At 74.6% G+C, this 16,265-nt stretch carries 11 protein-coding genes and 2 tRNA genes; 2 read left to right on the top strand and 11 right to left on the bottom strand.

The window, feature by feature from the left end:
• Window positions 1-36 precede the first annotated feature (36 nt).
• A complete protein-coding gene (locus AC0VX6_RS03100) occupies window positions 37-1,245 on the top strand; it encodes a pyridoxal phosphate-dependent aminotransferase (protein ID WP_174547194.1) in 1,209 nt (402 codons plus the stop codon).
• A 161-nt stretch (window positions 1,246-1,406) separates the two neighbouring features.
• On the top strand, window positions 1,407-2,456 hold the full coding sequence (locus AC0VX6_RS03095; protein WP_274976130.1) for an adenosine deaminase: 1,050 nt from the start codon (window positions 1,407-1,409) through the stop codon (window positions 2,454-2,456).
• 75 nt (window positions 2,457-2,531) lie between these two features.
• On the opposite strand, the gene AC0VX6_RS03090 is transcribed toward AC0VX6_RS03095, so the two are convergent.
• The 11 genes from AC0VX6_RS03090 to AC0VX6_RS03040 form a co-directional block, all read right to left on the bottom strand.
• On the bottom strand, window positions 2,532-3,125 hold the full coding sequence (locus tag AC0VX6_RS03090; protein ID WP_212641604.1) for a TMEM165/GDT1 family protein: 594 nt from the start codon (window positions 3,123-3,125) through the stop codon (window positions 2,532-2,534).
• A gap of 327 nt (window positions 3,126-3,452) precedes the next feature.
• The gene (locus AC0VX6_RS03085) at window positions 3,453-4,517 is read right to left on the bottom strand and encodes a UDP-N-acetylmuramate dehydrogenase (protein ID WP_274976129.1); all 1,065 of its coding nucleotides are present in this window, start codon (window positions 4,515-4,517) and stop codon (window positions 3,453-3,455) included.
• Window positions 4,518-4,519: 2 nt separating this feature from the next.
• Entirely contained in the window at window positions 4,520-4,948 is a 429-nt protein-coding gene (locus AC0VX6_RS03080) for a MaoC family dehydratase (RefSeq protein WP_097636072.1), read from the bottom strand.
• The gene (locus tag AC0VX6_RS03075) at window positions 4,945-5,394 is read right to left on the bottom strand and encodes a MaoC family dehydratase N-terminal domain-containing protein (protein ID WP_274976128.1); all 450 of its coding nucleotides are present in this window, start codon (window positions 5,392-5,394) and stop codon (window positions 4,945-4,947) included. Before AC0VX6_RS03075 ends, AC0VX6_RS03080 begins: the two co-directional genes overlap by 4 nt.
• A gap of 140 nt (window positions 5,395-5,534) precedes the next feature.
• On the bottom strand, window positions 5,535-5,699 hold the full coding sequence (rpmG, locus tag AC0VX6_RS03070) for a 50S ribosomal protein L33 (RefSeq protein ID WP_013156089.1): 165 nt from the start codon (window positions 5,697-5,699) through the stop codon (window positions 5,535-5,537).
• A 79-nt stretch (window positions 5,700-5,778) separates the two neighbouring features.
• A tRNA-Met gene (locus AC0VX6_RS03065) sits at window positions 5,779-5,854 on the bottom strand.
• A gap of 102 nt (window positions 5,855-5,956) precedes the next feature.
• Window positions 5,957-6,032: transfer RNA gene (locus tag AC0VX6_RS03060), tRNA-Thr, on the bottom strand.
• 162 nt (window positions 6,033-6,194) lie between these two features.
• Window positions 6,195-8,225, bottom strand: coding sequence for an AAA family ATPase (locus AC0VX6_RS03055; protein WP_274976127.1), 2,031 nt, complete (start codon window positions 8,223-8,225; stop codon window positions 6,195-6,197).
• Window positions 8,226-8,352: 127 nt separating this feature from the next.
• Window positions 8,353-13,107: a TIGR02680 family protein gene (locus tag AC0VX6_RS03050; RefSeq protein ID WP_475467347.1), complete on the bottom strand. Its 4,755-nt coding sequence runs from the start codon at window positions 13,105-13,107 to the stop codon at window positions 8,353-8,355.
• The gene (locus AC0VX6_RS03045; RefSeq protein WP_475469247.1) at window positions 13,052-14,452 is read right to left on the bottom strand and encodes a TIGR02678 family protein; all 1,401 of its coding nucleotides are present in this window, start codon (window positions 14,450-14,452) and stop codon (window positions 13,052-13,054) included. The genes AC0VX6_RS03050 and AC0VX6_RS03045 overlap by 56 nt, the downstream gene beginning before the upstream one ends.
• Window positions 14,452-16,263, bottom strand: coding sequence for a DUF2397 family protein (locus AC0VX6_RS03040; RefSeq protein ID WP_475467346.1), 1,812 nt, complete (start codon window positions 16,261-16,263; stop codon window positions 14,452-14,454). Before AC0VX6_RS03040 ends, AC0VX6_RS03045 begins: the two co-directional genes overlap by 1 nt.
• Window positions 16,264-16,265: the final 2 nt, after the last annotated feature.

Here is a 16,265-nt window from a genome sequence, read left to right as displayed (position 1 = left end):
GCGCCCGGACCAGGGGCGCATGACAACATGGGTCACATGACTGATCGACCCCGTCTCTCTGCACGTATCAGCGCGATCTCCGAGTCCGCCACCCTGGCCGTGGACGCCAAGGCCAAGGCCATGAAGGCGGAGGGCCGTGCCGTCATCGGCTTCGGCGCGGGAGAGCCCGACTTCCCGACCCCCGACTACATCGTCGAGGCCGCCGTCGAGGCCGCCCGTGAGCCCCGGTTCCACCGCTACACGCCCGCCGGCGGCCTGCCCGAGCTCAAGAAGGCGATCGCCGAGAAGACCCTGCGCGACTCCGGCTACGAGGTCGACCCCGCCCAGGTCCTGGTGACCAACGGCGGCAAGCAGGCCATCTACGAGGCCTTCGCCGCCATGCTGGACCCGGGCGACGAGGTCATCGTCATCGCCCCGTACTGGACCACCTACCCCGAGTCGATCAAGCTCGCGGGCGGCGTCCCGGTCTTCGTCGTCACCGACGAGAGCACCGGCTACCTGGCCAGCGTGGAGCAGCTGGAGGCGGCGCGCAGCGAGCGCACCAAGGTCCTGGTGTTCGTCTCCCCGTCCAACCCGACCGGCGCCGTGTACCCGCGCGAGCAGGTCCGCGAGATCGGCCGCTGGGCGAACGAGCACGGCCTGTGGGTGCTGTCCGACGAGATCTACGAGCACCTGGTCTACGGGGACGCCGAGTTCTCCTCGCTGCCCGTCGAGGTGCCCGAGATCGCCGACCGCACCGTCATCGTCAACGGCGTGGCCAAGACCTACGCCATGACCGGCTGGCGCGTGGGGTGGATCATCGGCCCCAAGGACGTGGTCAAGGCCGCGGGCAACCTCCAGTCGCACGCCACCTCCAACGTCGCCAACGTCTCGCAGGCCGCCGCCCTGGCCGCGGTCTCCGGCGACTTGGACGCCGTGGCGACGATGCGCGAGGCCTTCGACCGCCGCCGCAAGACGATCGTGCGCATGCTCAACGAGATCGACGGCGTGGTCTGCCCCGAGCCGCAGGGCGCGTTCTACGCCTACCCCTCGGTCAAGGGCGTGCTGGGCAAGGAGATCCGCGGCCGGACGCCGCAGACCTCCACCGAGCTGGCCGAGCTCATCCTGGAGCAGGCCGAGGTCGCCGTGGTGCCCGGTGAGGCCTTCGGCACCCCCGGCTACCTGCGCCTGTCCTACGCGCTCAGCGACGAGGACCTCGCCGAGGGCGTGAGCCGCATCCAGAAGCTGCTGGCCGAGGCCAAGTAGCAGCGCCTCTTCGGGGCTCCGCCGCGCTTCGCCCCGTACACGCCGACGCGCCCCGGGGGACCGGTCCCCCGGGGCGCGTCGGCGTGTACGGGGCCGGTCCCGGCGCGGCCGGATGGGGCGTCCTGGCACCGGAGGCGCCCCGCATACGGCAGGCTTACGTCATGGAGACACCGACCAGCGCCCGCCGGTTGGACCGGCTGCCCAAGGCACACCTGCACCTGCACTTCACCGGATCGATGCGCCATCCCACCCTGGTGGAGCTGGCCGCCGAGCACGGCATCCACCTCCCCCAGGCCCTGGTCGAGGAGTGGCCGCCCAAGCTCCGCGCCACGGACGAGCGCGGCTGGTTCCGCTTCCAGCGCCTGTACGACATCGCCCGGTCGGTGCTGCGCAGACCCGAGGACGTCTACCGGCTGCTGCGCGAGGCGGCCGAGGACGAGCGCGCGGCCGGGTCCGGCTGGCTGGAGATCCAGGTGGACCCGAGCGGTTACGCGTCGCTCTTCGACGGGCTCACCGCCACCCTGGAGCTGTTCCTGGACGCGGCCCGCGCCGCCGAGCGCGAGACCGGCGTGCCCGTCGGCCTGATGGTGGCGGCCAACCGCACCAGGCACCCGCTGGACGCCAAGGTGCTGGCCCGCCTGGCCCGCCAGTACGCGGGCAGGGGCGTGGTGTCGTTCGGCCTGAACAACGACGAGCGGCGCGGCCGCGCCCTGGAGTTCGAGGGGGCGTTCCGGATCGCGCGGCGGGCCGGGCTGCTCTCCGCGCCGCACGGCGGCGAGCTCCAGGGGCCCCGCAGCGTGCGCGAGTGCCTGGACGTGCTGGACGCCGACCGGATCGGGCACGGCGTGCGGGCCGTGGAGGACCCGCGGCTGGTGGAGCGGATCGCCGAACGCGGGGTGACGCTGGAGGTCTGCCCGACCTCCAACGTGGGTCTGGGGGTGTACGAGGACCTGGGGCAGCTGCCGCTGCGCACGCTCTTCGACGCCGGGGTGCCGGTCGCGCTGGGCACCGACGACCCGCTGCTGTTCGGGCCGCGCCTGGTGGAGCAGTACCGGATCGCCCGCGAGGTGCTCGGGTTCTCCGATCCGGAGCTGGCCGAGCTGGCGCGGATGTCGGTCCGCGGCTCGGGCGCGCCGGAGTCGCTGCGCAAGGAGCTGCTGGCCGGGGTGGACGCGTGGCTGGCCGCCGACCCGGAACCCGCCGGGGACTGAGCCGCCACCGGCTCGGGGCTCAGGGCTCAGGGCTCAGGGCTCAGGGCTCAGGGCTCAGGGCTCAGGGCTCAGGGCTCAGGCTAGGAGCATCCAGGCGCCCTGGCCCAGCATGGCGGCGCCCGCGACGAAGAACAGGGTGGCCGCGCCGATCTGGATGGCGCGCTCGGGCAGCTTCTTGCCGAGCACGGCGCCCAGCGCGATGGCGATGGCGTCGGCCGCGACCATGCCCACGGTGGAGCCGATCCACACGGGCAGCCAGTGGTGCTGGGTGCCGACGGTGATCGTGGCGAGCATGGTCTTGTCGCCGAGTTCGGCGACGAGGAAGACGACGAAGACGGTCGCGAACGCGGAGCGGATGCGCCGGGAGGCGGCGCGGGCCTCGTCCTTGTCGCTCATCTCGTCGCCGCGCAGGGTCCACGCGCCGAAGAACAGGAACGCGACACCGGCGGCGAGGGTGAGCCAGTCGGTGGGCAGCGTCGCGCCCAGGACCTCGGCCAGCAGGACGCTGCCCGCGTGCACGACCGCGGTGGCCGCGGTGATGCCGAGGATGACCGTGAGGGCCCGGTAGCGGGTGGCCAGGGACATGGCCACGAGTTGGGTCTTGTCGCCCATTTCGGCGATGAAGATGGCGAAGGCGCTGAATGCCAGTCCGGCGGCGAACCCCGTCATGCCTCCCCTTCCGTCCGACGTTGTCTGGGCAGAAGGAGGCGGACACCACTTCAACCCGGTCTTTTCCGGGTCAAAGGTCTCGTCCGCTCCTGGCTCGGCTTGTCTGGCCTGGCCGGGCTCGTACGACCGGGCCGCGGGGCGGCCAGTGTGTCGATCGCACGCATTGGGGACTACTCCCCTTCGACGCCTCCGACTTTATGGCAGAACAGAAGGGTAATGCAATTCATGGCTTTACTGAATTGTTTTATCAGCCCGCCCTGAAAAACAAGTTGGCCGCGCCCAACTCCGAAATTGGGCGCGGCTGGGACCGGAGCGCGGGGCACCGGTTCAGAGGGAGACGCCGACCATCACCGGCTCGTTGACCAGGCGGACCCCGAAGGCCTCCTCCACGCCCGCCCGCACCTCGCGGGCCAGCTCCAGCAGGTCCTTCGTGGTGGCGCCGCCGGGGTTGGTCAGGGCGAGGCTGTGCTTGCCGGAGATGCGCGCGGGACCGTCGCCGTACCCCTTGGTGAACCCGGCGCGGTCGATCAGCCAGGCCGCGGAGAGCTTGACGTCCCCCCGCGCGTCGGGGTGCCCGGGCACCTGCGCGTCGGCGCCCAGGCGGGCGGCCGCCCGTTCGCGCACGGCCGCGAACTCCTCGGCGGTGACCACCGGGTTGGTGAAGAAGGACCCGGCGCTGCGGGTGTCGGGGTCGGCGGGGTCCAGGACCATGCCCTTGCCCCTGCGCAGCCCGAGGACGGTCTCCCGCGCCCGCTCCAGCGGCACCCGGGCGCCCGCCTCGGCACCCAGAGTGCGGGCCACCTCGGCGTAGGCGATCGGACGGCTGAGCTCGGAGCGGCGCAGCGCGAAGACCACCTCGCACACCACGTGGCGGTCGTCGCCCTTGAAGACGCTGTCCCGGTAGCTGAAGCCGCACTCGGCGTTGGTCATCCGGCGCCGCTCACCGGTGCGCCGGTCGTGGACGAGCACCTCGCGGATGGTCTGGCTGACGTCCTGGCCGTAGGCGCCCACGTTCTGGATGGGCGTGGAGCCGACCCGGCCGGGGATGCCCGACAGGAACTCCAGCCCGCTGAGGCCCTCGGCCACGACGCGCTCCACCAGCGGGTCCCACTCCACGCCCGCCTCGGCGCGCAGCAGCACGACCGGTTCGCCCTCCTCGTCGGTGCCCGCCTCCTCGAAGGAGACTCCCCTGGAGTCCACGAGGACCACGGTCCCGGGGAAGCCGTCGTCGGAGACCACGAGGTTGCTGCCCCCGCCCAGGACGAGGACGGGCTCGCCGGCGGCGTCGGCGCGGGCCACGGCGGCGACCAGCTCGTCGGTGGTGCCCGCGACCAGGAAGGTCCGCGCCGGGCCGCCCAGGCGCAGGGTGGTGTACTCGGAGAGTGCGGTCACGTCTACCTCGCCAGGCGCACGGTGGCCTTGGACTGCACCAGGACCTTGGCGCCGCCCGACCGCGCGGTCAGCAGCACCGTGACGGTGCCGTCGTCGTTCTTGGTCTTGACCTTGCCGCCGACGGTGATCTCGGCGCCCTCGTCGTCGTCGGGGACGACCACGGGCGCGGAGAAGCGCACCGAGTAGTCGACGACGCAGCCGGGGTCGCCCGCCCAGTCGGTGAGCACCCGCGCGGCCTCGGCCATGGTGAACATGCCGTGCGCGATGACGTCGGGCAGCCCCACCGACTTGGCGAAGCGCTCGTTCCAGTGGATCGGGTTGAAGTCGCCCGAGGCGCCCGCGTAGCGGACCAGGTCCAGGCGGCGGACCGGGAAGGTGCGCTCGGGGAGCTCGGTGCCGACCTCGACGTCGGCGTGGCGCAGCCTGCTCATGCCTCTCCTCCTCGCGCGACCAGCATCATCGTGGCGGTGACCACGTGCTCGCCGTCGGCGTCGTGTGCCGCGGTCTCCAGTGTGAGCAGCTCATTGCCGCCCAGGGCCCGGATGGCCGTGATGCGGGTGACGCTGCTCAGGACGTCACCGGCGCACAGCGGACGGCTGTAGCGGAAGCTCTGGTCGCCGTGCACGACCCGGGAGAAGTCCAGGCCGAGGTCGGGGTCGGCGATGGCCTGGGCCGAGCCCGCCATCCCCAGGATGACCGGGAAGGTGGGCGGGGCGACCACGTCGGGGTGTCCGGCCGCCCGGGCCGAGGCCTGGTCGGTGTAGACCGGGTTGGGGTCGTTGACCGCCTCGGCGAACTCACGGATCTTGCCCCGGGTGACCTCGTAGGCCTCCGGCGCGGGGTACTCCCGGCCGAGGTAGTCAGGGTTGATCGCCACGCTCTCTCCTGTCGTGAAGGGGCCCGGACACGCGAACAGCCCGGTGAGCGGATCGCTCACCGGGCTGGAAGCCTTCGAGAACTGCCTCTGCGACGTCGCGGCGGAGACGATCGCGCTCGACAGGGACGCTCGCGCGGGACCTAACGGGTCTCGCGGTGCTCGTTGTGCTTGCGGCAGTTCGGGCAGAACTTCTTGATCGCGAGACGGTCGGGGGTGTTCCGACGGTTCTTGCGGGTGATGTAGTTCCGGTGATTGCACTCCTGGCAGGCCAGGGTGATCTTCGGCCTCACGTCGGTGGCAGCCACTTCGGAGTGCCTTTCTCGCTGGAAACAGTAGTAAGCGCCCGCGACGACCCCTGAGATGTGGGCTCAGGGGTCAGCGGGTTGGTAGCGGGGGCCGGACTTGAACCGACGACACAGCGATTATGAGCCGCTTGCTCTACCGACTGAGCTACCCCGCCCCGATCAACGGGACCACAACCCTACCAGGGCTGCGACCCGGTGCAGGCCGGCGGATGCTCCCTCCGGCCACCCACCTGAGTGGACCGTACCCCGTCAAGTGGTGGAGCCCCTTTACGGAATCGAACCGTAGACCTTCTCCTTACCATGGAGACGCTCTGCCGACTGAGCTAAAGGGGCGCGCTGGTGGGGCTTTCTCTCGTCCGCCCCGGGGGCGTTGCCCCCTTGCGCTGGTCATGACTATACAGGGATTCGGGGGTGGTCTGCCAAATCGAACGCCTCCGGGCCGCACCCGGGCGCCGAAACCCCTGCTCACAGCGGTTCCGGCGCCCCGACTGTGACTCAGAGCGCCTCGACCCACACGTTGGACATCGCGTCCCGGTTGATCCTGCGGATGTCGGCGGGCAGGCCCAGTCTGCGCAGGGCGTCGGACAGGCGTGTGTCGTGGGTGAACACGATCAGCTGCCGGTGCCTGCCCACCTCCGCCAGCACCGCGGACAGGCCCTCCACGGTCTCGGTGTCCATCGCCTGGACCGGGTCGTCCAGGACCAGGAAGCCGAAGGGGTTGCCCTCCACCAGGGTGCGCGGCAGGCAGATGGACAGCGCCAGCGCCTGGAACTCGCCCTGGCTCAGGAGCCCGGGCGCGCTGGTCTGGTCCCCGACGCCGTCGACCGACACGTCCACCTCGACCCGGCGCCGGGCGCCCCGGCCGATCAGCCGCATGCCCTGGAGGTCGATGTGCCGCTCCTGGCGCAGCCGGTACCAGACCTGTTCGGCCTGCGCGGCGACCGGCCCCAGCCGCTCCTCGCGCAGGATCCTCGCCTGCTCCGACAGCCAGTTCAGCGCGGCCTCGGCCCCGTTGAGGACCTCGCGCGCGGTGAGGGCGTCCTGGGCGTCGTCCAGCCACCCCGAGAGCTGCTCGGCCAGCTCCGACCAGCCGCCGGTCGGGTCCTCCAGCCGCTCGCTCGCGTCCCGGCGGGCGCTCACCGCGGCCGCCCGCAGCCTGCGGCCGACCGCTTCGACGTGCTCGGCCAGCTCGGCCAGATCCTCGATGTCCGCGCCGGACTCCCACAGCGACCACACCTGGCCCAGTTCGCTCTCCGGTGGCAGCCAGCCCGGCGCCGGGGACATCAGGAAGCGGGCCTGGTCCCTGGCCGCGTCGGCGCGCTCGTAGGCGGCCGAGACCACGGCCGCCTGCGGCTTGAGGGCGCGCAGCTGGGCGTTGGCCCGGCGCGTCCAGTCGGCGCCCAGCGGCGAGGAGCACGTGGGGCACTCGGTCTCGGAGGGGTGGCGCTGGTGGTGTTCGAGCGCCTGTTCCAGGAGCCTGACCACCCCGTGCGCGCGGTCGCCCTTGCTGCCCGCGGCCATGGCCAGCTCCATGGACGCGCCCCGCAGCTCGTTGACCACGTCGGACATCAGCGCCCGCTCGGGCACGGCCAGCCGCCGCAGGCGGCGCAGGACCGTGTGCAGCTCGGGGTCGCTGGGCCCGGTGTCGGAGGCGAGCCTGCGCAGGGCGTCCATGTCGAAGTAGGAGGCGGTGAGGAGCTGGACGGCCTGGGCGGCCCTGGGGTCGTCGGAGGCCCGGAGCGCGTCGAGCAGGTACCGCAGCTCCCGCGAGGGCCGGTCGCGGCGCTTGGCGAGCCCGTCGCACACCTTGGCCAGGCGGCGCTCGGCCTCCGTCAGGCCGCTGAGCCCGAGCAGGCCGGTGAGCGTGTCGTACAGCTCGGCCGAGCGCCCGGTGACCGTGCGGCCGAGTTCGTCGTAGGACAGGAAGGGGCGGTAGCGCACGAGGTTGTCGCCCCAGTCCATGGTCCGGAGGGGGGAGACCTCGCCGTCGGGGCGGACGACCTCGCCGCGCGCGGAGCGGACGCTCTCGCCCGTCCACCTGCGGCTGATGCGGGTGGAGCCCTCGTCCCCGGCGACGCGCACGTCCACGGTCGCCTCGGTGCGCTCGTCGTAGTGGAGGTTGCGCCAGCCGTCGCGCCAGCCGGTGGGCATGGCGTCCCACCGGGGGTTGCGTCCGGTGAGGGCGGCCTCGGCGGCCTCGGCGAAGCTGGACTTGCCCGAGCCGTTGCGCCCGACGATCACGGTGAGCCCGGGACCCGCGTCGAAGGCGAGCTCGGCGGGGCGGCCGATGCCCCGGAAGCCCTGGACCCTGATCCCGGTGAGGTAGGTCCGCCGGACCCTGCCCGCGGGCGGCTCGGCGACGGGCTCCGGCTCGGGGACGCGCTCGCCCCTCAGGCGGGCCTCCAGGGCGTCCTCGCCCCACAGGGCGGCGCCGACCCAGGAGCTGACCTCCCGGGGCAGCCCGGAGCGCGCCAGAGCGTCCAGGAGCGCCGTCCCACCCTCGAACGTCTCGGGTACCCGAGTCACTACGTCACCCCGTTCACGTGTCGTCTCCGCACAAGCAGACTAGGACAGGACGGGAGGAAGCACTCGCCGAACGCCGGTCTCCGTCGCGGGAGGGGCCGACTGGCCTCCTCCCCCGCCTCGGTCTCCCCTACACCCCCACCAGGCGCCTCCTGCTGCCGTCCCACGTGAAGTGCAGGGTGGCGATCCCGGGCACGTTCGGGTCCCGCAGGCACTCGTAGATGTTGAGGCTGGGGACGCTGGCGAAGCAGCCCCACACCCGTTCCGAGGTCAGGACGAAGTCCAGGTCCAGTTCGACCAGCAGGCCCAGCAGGCGCCCGTGCGTGGGCTCGTCGACCTTGGCGAAGGCGTCGTCGAGCAGGATCAGCCTCGGCGCCCACGGCGCGCGGGCCGCCAGGGCGTCGAAGTGCGCGGCGGCGGCCGCGAACAGCACCAGGTAGGCCACCACGCGCTGCTCGCCCTGGCTGAGCGCCGTGCGGTGCCCCAGGCGCCGCTCGTCGCCCGCGCCGTCGGTCACGTACACGGTGAAGGTGAACCAGGACCGGTAGTCCAGGGCCGCGCGCAGCTGCGCGCCCCCCGTGGCGGTGGGGTCCAGGCGGCGGATGGCCTCGATGCAGCGCCGGAGCGCGTCGCGCAGCCGGGTCGTCTGCACGCGGGTCCGCTCCCGGGCCGGGGTGGCCAGGAGCGGCACGACCGCCTCGATGTCCGCGCCGGCGTCGGGGGCCAGCCGCCAGTCCAGGCGCACGCCCAGACCGGCCGAGGTGGTGACGTCCTTGAGGACGTGGTTCATGGTGGCGATGAGGGCCCTGGCCTCCTCGACCTGGCGTGCCAGGTGGCCGGCCAGCTCCCCGAGCAGGTGCCGTTCGAAGGCCTCCTCCTCCGCGATCGCGACGCTCTCCTCGGCCCCGGCGACCGCGGCGGCGATCCGTTCGGCGTAGGCGGTGACGTCGTGCGCGCCGTCCTCGTCGTGGACCGTGAGGCGCTTGACGCCCCGGGGTTCGCTCATCTCGGTGCGGACCTGCGCCCAGCCCGCCGAGGCGAGCACCCGGTCCAGGTCCTCGCGGCTGGCCAGGACCGTGCTGTCGTCGACCCGGGGCGCGTCCGCCTCCTCGTCGCCCTCCGGGGCGGCCAGGCCCTCCTCCATCGCGATGACGAAGGCCTCCAGCAGGGCGAGGCGGGCGTCGGGCCCGGGGGGCGCGGTCTCGGCGCGGGCGGCCAGGTAGGCGGCCAGGGGTGCGTCGTCCTCGGCGCACGCGCCCAGTCCCGCGGCGCGCAGCAGCACGGCGTCGGGTGCCTCGGCCCCGGACTCGTCGGTCCCGCTGACCGAGGCGACCAGGCCGTCCCCGGCCGCGAGCGCGCGGCTCACCTGCTCGGCGCGCTGGCGCGTGGCCGCGGCCAGGCGCGCCTCGGCGCTGACCCGTTCGTCCCGGGCGCGCTGGGCGTCGCGTTCGAGTTCGGGCAGCCGCTGGGCGGCCTCCTCGGCTCTGGCCCCGACCTGCTCGCGTGCGGCGTCGAGCTGTTCGTCGGCCACGCCCCGCGCCCGGTCCCCGAGTTCGATCTGGCGGCGGACGGTGATCATGTCGTCGATCGCCGCGGCTCTGGCGTCCTCGGCCAGCACCCGGTCGGCCCGGACGGCCCGCCAGGCGGCGACGTGGTGCTCGTGGTCGGCGAGCTCCCAGGCCAGGACGTCCAGGTCGCGCAGCGCGGAGGCGATGAGGACGCGCAGGTGGTCCAGGGCGCGCAGGGCGCTGTCCAGGTCGGCGCGCGCGGTGGGCAGGTCCCTCTCCCCCGCGGCGGGTCCGCCCTCCTGGGTGCCCTCCACCGCGGAGGCGCGGCGCAGGCTCTCGCGGACGTCGAGCAGTTCGGCCCGGCAGTCCTCGGCCGCGTCGCGGGCCACGTCGTGGGCGCGGCGCGCGGCGGCCACGTCGTCCCGGGCGGTCTCCAGGGCGGCCCAGGCGCGGATCAGGGGCGCGGCGTCGGGCAGGTCGCGGGAGACCTCCAGGAGTTCGGCGTAGGAGTGCTCGACGGCCCAGCGGCGCTCGCCCGCCTCGGCGAGCAGGGCCTCGGCGATCGCCATGCGCCGGTCGGTGTTGGCGGTGGTGCGGTCGCGGGCCCGTTTGCGGGCGGCCTCGCCGATGTACTCGGGTTCGCTCTTGTAGTGGGCGCCGGAGGCCACTCCCAGGCGCCAGCCGCCGGAGAGGGACATGGCGCTGGAGAGGGCGACGGCTCCGGGGCTGTCCTTGCGGTGGCGGGGTTCGGCCTCGGCGTCCTCGGGGTCGCGGGCCCGCTCCGCCTCGGAGTCCAGGGAGATGGAGGAGAGCAGGGCGCGCAGGGTGTCGGGGGCGACGCCGCGGCCGGCGGTGGGACCGGCGGCCGGGACGAGCACGTCGAGCAGCGTCCGGCCGCGGACGGGGCGCGACAGCGCGGGGACCGGCACCGGGGAGACCATGAGGTCGCGCGTGGTCGGGTCGTGCAGGGCCCCGTCGGCGCGGACCCAGCCCGCCAGCAGTCCGCTGGCCTCCAGGGCGGCCTCCAGGCCGGCCTGCTCGCGCGTGCTGAGCCCGTCCGCGAAGTCGACGGCCAGGTAGAGGGGGAGGCCGTCCCCCTCAGGGCGCGGGTAGGTGGCCCATCCGGGGCGCTCGGGGGCGTGCTCGGCGTTCTTGGTGCGCCGGTCCGCCAGTTCCGCGAGTTCGCCGGAGAGCTGGCCCTCCTCCCCGACGGCCACGTCGCGGCGTGCGCGCAGTTCCTCCAGGAGGGGGTCCACGGCGGCGTGCGCCAGGCGGGCCACCCTGCCGGGGACCGCGGGGTCCAGGACGCGCAGCGCGTCGTCGATGGGCAGTTCGACGCTGCCCTCCAGCTCGTGGATGGCCCCGCCCAGGGCGTGCGCGTGGCTGGAGTCGCGCAGCCGGGCGGACCACTCCCGCACGCCCTCGGCGTAGGCGGCGCTCTGGCGCCGTACGAGGCCGACGGCGTCCTGCTCGCGCTGGTGGGCGCGTTCGAGCACGGCGTCGGCGGACTCGGCCTCGCTGGTCAGCGCGACGAGGCGGCGGTCGGCAGCGGCCTCGGCGGCGGTGAGCCCGGTCAGGCGGGCGGCCAGGTCGGCGCGGTCGGCGGCGCGGTCGGCGGCTCCGGTGAGGCGGTCGTGGAGGCGGCCCAGGCGTTCGCGAAGGCCGTCCAGGTCAACGCCCTCGACGGGTTCGCGTTCGACGGCCTGTTCGAGTCCGCGCAGGTCGACCCGGGTGGTGCTCTCGCGGGGGGCGTGGACGGCGGCGACCGGGTCGGGGACGGTGCCGAGGACTCCGGGGTCCATGCCCGCTGCGGAGGCGGCGCGCGCGGCCTCGGCGTGGGTCTGGCGCAGGACGTCGAGCGCGCGCTCGATCGTGGCGGTGTCCTCGCCGATGCGCTCGACGGTGTGGTGTTCGACCCGTTCGGCGTGCTCGGCGGCCACCCAGGCGGCCTCGGCCGCGCGGATGTAGGCGCCCACGGCGGCGTCGTAGGCGCGGCGCTCGCCGTCCGTGGCGGTGGCGGCGCCGCCCTGGGCGGCGGCGAGGGTCGTGTCGTCGGACCGGGCGGTGTCGCGGGTGCGGCGGGCCTGGTCGCGTTCCTCGGAGATCTGGCTCTCCGCCGTGATGAGGCCGTCGAGTTCGGCGCGCAGCCGCTCGGTCTCCTCGGTGCGGTCCGCGGCGGCGTCGATCTGCTCGCGCACCTCGGCGGCCCGGGCGCGCAGAGTGTGGACGAGGTAGCCCCGGTAGTCCTCCAGGAAGGCGGTGACGCCCGCCCCGGCCTCGGTGAGGGCGTCCTTGTCGGAGCGGGCCCGCTCCAGGTCGGCGATGTTGCGGGCGACCTCGTCCAGGATGGTCTCGTCCATGGGCGGCAGCGCCTCGGACAGGACGCCGACGAGTTCACCGGCCTCCAGGCGGTCGCCGATGGTGGGGCGGCGCAGCCGGTAGAGCAGGTGGATGAGGTTGCGGTAGCGGACGGAGTCGTCGATGCCGAACAGGTCGTGCATCACGCGGGCCCGGTAGGGGACGGGGCTGGTGAAGCAGTTGTCGGCGCCGATCTCCGAGCGGAGGCGGTCGACGGGCTTGGGGCGGCCGTCGGTGACGAGTTCGAGGTCGTGGCCGACCCGGCGGTCGGTGACGAAGAACACGCACCGCGGGTCGGAGTCGCCGACCGCCATGACGGCGGCGCCCAGGGTCAGGTGGCTGGGCGGGGCGTCGGGGTCGCGGGGATCGGGTTCGGGTTCGCGCGCCGCCGCGTCGGACTCGGCGGCGCTGGCCGCCGCGCTGGCGGCGAGGAGGGCGGAGGCGCTGCTGGCGCCGGTACCGGAGAGCAGCGCGGAGGCCCCCCGGCCGGTTCCGGAGCGGGCCGCGGCGTCGAGTCCGCGGTCGCCGCGCTCGGTGGTGAACTCCACCCACAGGTAGCCGAGCCGGGTGGCGGGGCCGGACTCCTCCCCGGCGGGGCCGCCGGGGGCGTCGGCGCCGTGCGGGCCGTCGGCGGGTTCGCCCTCCGCGCCGGGGCCGCCGAGCAGGTCGGGGCCGTCCTCCCCGGCTCCGTGGAGGCGGCCGGGCCGCGTGTCCTCGGCCATGAGCCAGCGCAGGCTGGTGCGGTTGGTGCCCGTGGTGTCCAGGCGGCGCACGTCGCCGTCGAGCAGGAAGGGGAGCAGCATCTCCAGCGCCTTGGACTTGCCCGCGCCGTTGCGGCCGCGCAGCAGCAGCCGCCCCTCCGCGAAGTCCATGACGTGGTCGTCGTACTGCCAGACGTTGCGGATGCCCGCGCGTTCGAGCCGGTAGCGGGGGACGCCGTCGGAGGCGCCGGTACCGGCGGAATCAGCCGGACCCGTCGCCGCCGCTTCCGGGGCCTGGCTGGTCTCCTGAGTCACCACTGGTCGCGCTCACCTTCTCGTTCGCCACCGCTTGCAGCACGGACGCCACCCGGCCCAGGTCGCCGCGGGGGTCGGCGGGAGCGTCGGGGGCGTCGGGTCCACCCTCGTCGTCGCCGGGGGCGCGCACCGGATCGGGGTGTGTCCGGCTGTCTTCGTCATTGTCCTGGATCGGGGGGACGCGGATGTCCGTTTCGGCCCCGTAGCGGGCGGCCGCGGCGGTGAGCCGCCACCGCCCGGGGGCGCCCCGCAGCAGTCCGAGGTCGGCCAGCAGGACCAGGACCCGCTCGCGGAGCCGTCCGGGGTCGGGGATCTCGGGTCCCGCGGTGCGGGCCCACTCGGCCCGCGCGGGCGCGTCGTCGCCGCAGAGGGCCTCCAGCGCGGTGTTCATCTCCTCCTCCGGAACCGGGGCGGAGGTGGCGGGGCGGCCGGGGTGCAGGCGGCCGGAGAGGTGGCGGACCAGTGCCAGGGCGACCTGTCCGACGGGGTCGTCGGAGGGGAAGACCGGGCGGGCGCCCGCCTCGTCGGGCATCACGAGGGCGACGCCCTCGGCGCGGACCTCGGTGTCGCAGCCCAGGAGGTTGCCGAGCGCCGCGGCGGCCCGCCACTGGTGTGCGGCGAGGCGGTCGCGCTGGCGGTCGGGGAGCTCCTCGCGGTAGACGACGGCGGTCTCGGCGAGGAGCCTGCGCAGGGCGGTCTCGCCCTGGTGGTCGCCCTCGGGGTCGGTGTCGCGTGCGGCGGCGAGGAAGGAGTCGGGGTCGTCGGAGGCACGGGGCAGGTGGACGGCGACCGAGCGCAGGACCTGCGTGTGCGGGATCAGCTCCGCGTCGGCGGAGGGGTCCTCACGGTGGTCGGCGATGGCGCCGAAGTCCTCGGTGAGGGCGCCGAGCGAGACCAGGTGGAGCAGGGCGGCGCAGAAGGCGCGGCGCTCGGCGAGGCCGCGCGCGGGGTCGGCGTCGACCCCGGCCTCGTGCGCGGCGGAGCGGACCCGCGCGGCCAGGCCGCGGACGGTGGTGGGGCCGTGCTCCTCGACCAGGACGGCCAGGGACAGCGCCAGGTAGGTGTGCGTGCGCGGGGTGAAGGGGGCGCCGGTCCCGCGTGCGAGGGGGCGCGCGACCTCGGTGACGAGGCCGCGTTTGACCAGCCGGGCGTGGTCCTCGGCGACGGTCAGGCGGTAGCCGAGCACGCGTTGGAACCGTTGGACGAGCCACTCGGTGTGGGAGCGCACGAGGGCGAACTCGGCGGGGTGGGTGCGCTCGGTGAGCAGGGGGTGGGCCAGGAGGGCGCGGGCCGCGGCCTGGCGTTCGCCGATGAGCGCGGCGTCCTCGCTGTAGGTGTCCGTCTCCATCACTCCCACGATCGCTTCTCGGGCGGGTTCGCGGACAGGTCGTCCGGACCGGTGGGACGCGGGTCCGGTCCAGGGAGGCTACCGGTGGGTTCGGTGTCCTCGGGGCGGGGCGCCGAGTCGGGGTCCGGGGAGGGCCGCGGGGGCGCTGAGGGGGCCGGAATCCCCAGGATGTCCGCGTAGGACGGGGCGGTGGGCGTCCCGGGGATCTCCGGGACGGACGGGGCGCGGGGGTGCGCGGAGTAGGGCGGGACCGCCGGGGACTGGGGGGAGAGGGGTTCCGTCGACCCTGCCGGTGTCCGGGGGGTACGGGGTGCGGCCGGGGACGGTGGGGCCTTCGGGTCCTCGGAGGCGGGCTGGGCGAAGGGGTTGCGGGGCGCGGACGGGGTGCCCGGGCCCGCCGAGCGGTCCGCGGCGGCGGGGTATCCGGAGACGGCGGGGCCCAGCGGATCGTCTGAGGACTCGGCACTCTCGGATGCGACGGGAACCCGAGGGTCGAAGAGCGCCTCAGGGCCGTCGGAAACGGACGGGCCCTCGGGGCCCTCGGGACCTGGCGGAACGGAGGAAGCCGTCGGGGCCTCGGCGCCAGCAGGAGCTTCCGGGCTGGTCGAGCGGTCCGGGGCGGCAGGGTGTCCGGAGACGGCGGGGCCCAGCGGATCGTCTGAGGACTCGGCACTCCCGGATGCGACGGGAACCCGAGGGTCGAAGAGCGCCTCAGGGCCGTCGGAAACAGACGGGGCGGCCGAGGACTGGGTGCCGCCAAGGGCGTCCGGGCTCACGGTGGCGGCGGAGTCGGCGGAGTCGGCGGGGGCCAGTGGGTCGTCCGGGGACTCCGCGCTTCCGGGTGTGACGGGAAGCCGAGGGTCGAAGGGGGCCTCAGGGATGTCGGGTGCGGACGGGGCGGCCGGGGCCTCGGGGCCCTCCGTGTCCGTCGGGGCCGAGGGAACCGTCGATGCCTCGGTGTCAGCGGCGCCGTCCGGGAACTCCGAGTCCTCGGAGGCGCCCGGGGGCCGAGAGGTGGAAGGGGCAGCAGGAGCGCCCGGGCTCGCGGAGGCGTCGGGGTCAGCGTGGGCCCGGGAAGCGGCGGAGGGGTCCTCCCCCTCGGGGGCGCCGACGGCGAGGGGGTCCGCCCCGCCCTCCTCCGGCTCCCCGGGGAGCGGTTCGAGGTCACCGGGGCCGTGCTGCTCGTAGGGGGTCACCAGCAGGCGCAGGCCCTCCAGGGTCAGCTCCCCGCCCTCGCCCCGGATGGTGACGTCGGCGCCCGGCGCGGCGACGACGTGCAGGCGCAGTGCGAACTCCAGGTCCCCGGCGGAGGTGGGGCGCCTGCTGGCGTCGCCGGAGCCCAGGGCCGCGGTGAGGAGCTCCATCAGGACCTCCATCCCGGCGCCGGACAGGTCCAGGCGGGCGCGGCGGCCCGTGGGCTCGGTGAGCAGGGAGCGGATCTGCGCGGCACCGGCGCGGCGCCAGTGGGCGGAGGACTCGGCGGCGTCGCGCAGGCGCGCCTGCTGGGCGCGGTGGTCGCTCACCGGCTCGGGCGGCCGGGCGCCCGGGTGCTCGGTGACGGTGCTGCGGTCGGCGTCGGCCTGCCACCAACTGGTGGTGGCGGCGACACCCTCGTCCACCCTCCCCTCCAGGTGGAGCGCCGGGTGGAGGGCGTACGAGGCGGCGGCGAGGGCGTCGGCGCGGTCCGGGTCGGCCTCCTCGAACCAGGCGGCCAGGCGCAGCAGAGAGGCGCGGCCGTGCCGTGGCGTCGGCCGCCCGTCGGCGCCGCGTCCGTCGTCCGCGTGGTTGTCCGTCCACTGGTTGAGTCCCACAA

Source organism: Nocardiopsis sp. iso_25 (genome assembly GCF_056173305.1).
The sequence above is the reverse complement of the archived record's forward strand: the minus strand, read 5'-3'. Positions and strand labels throughout refer to the sequence as shown.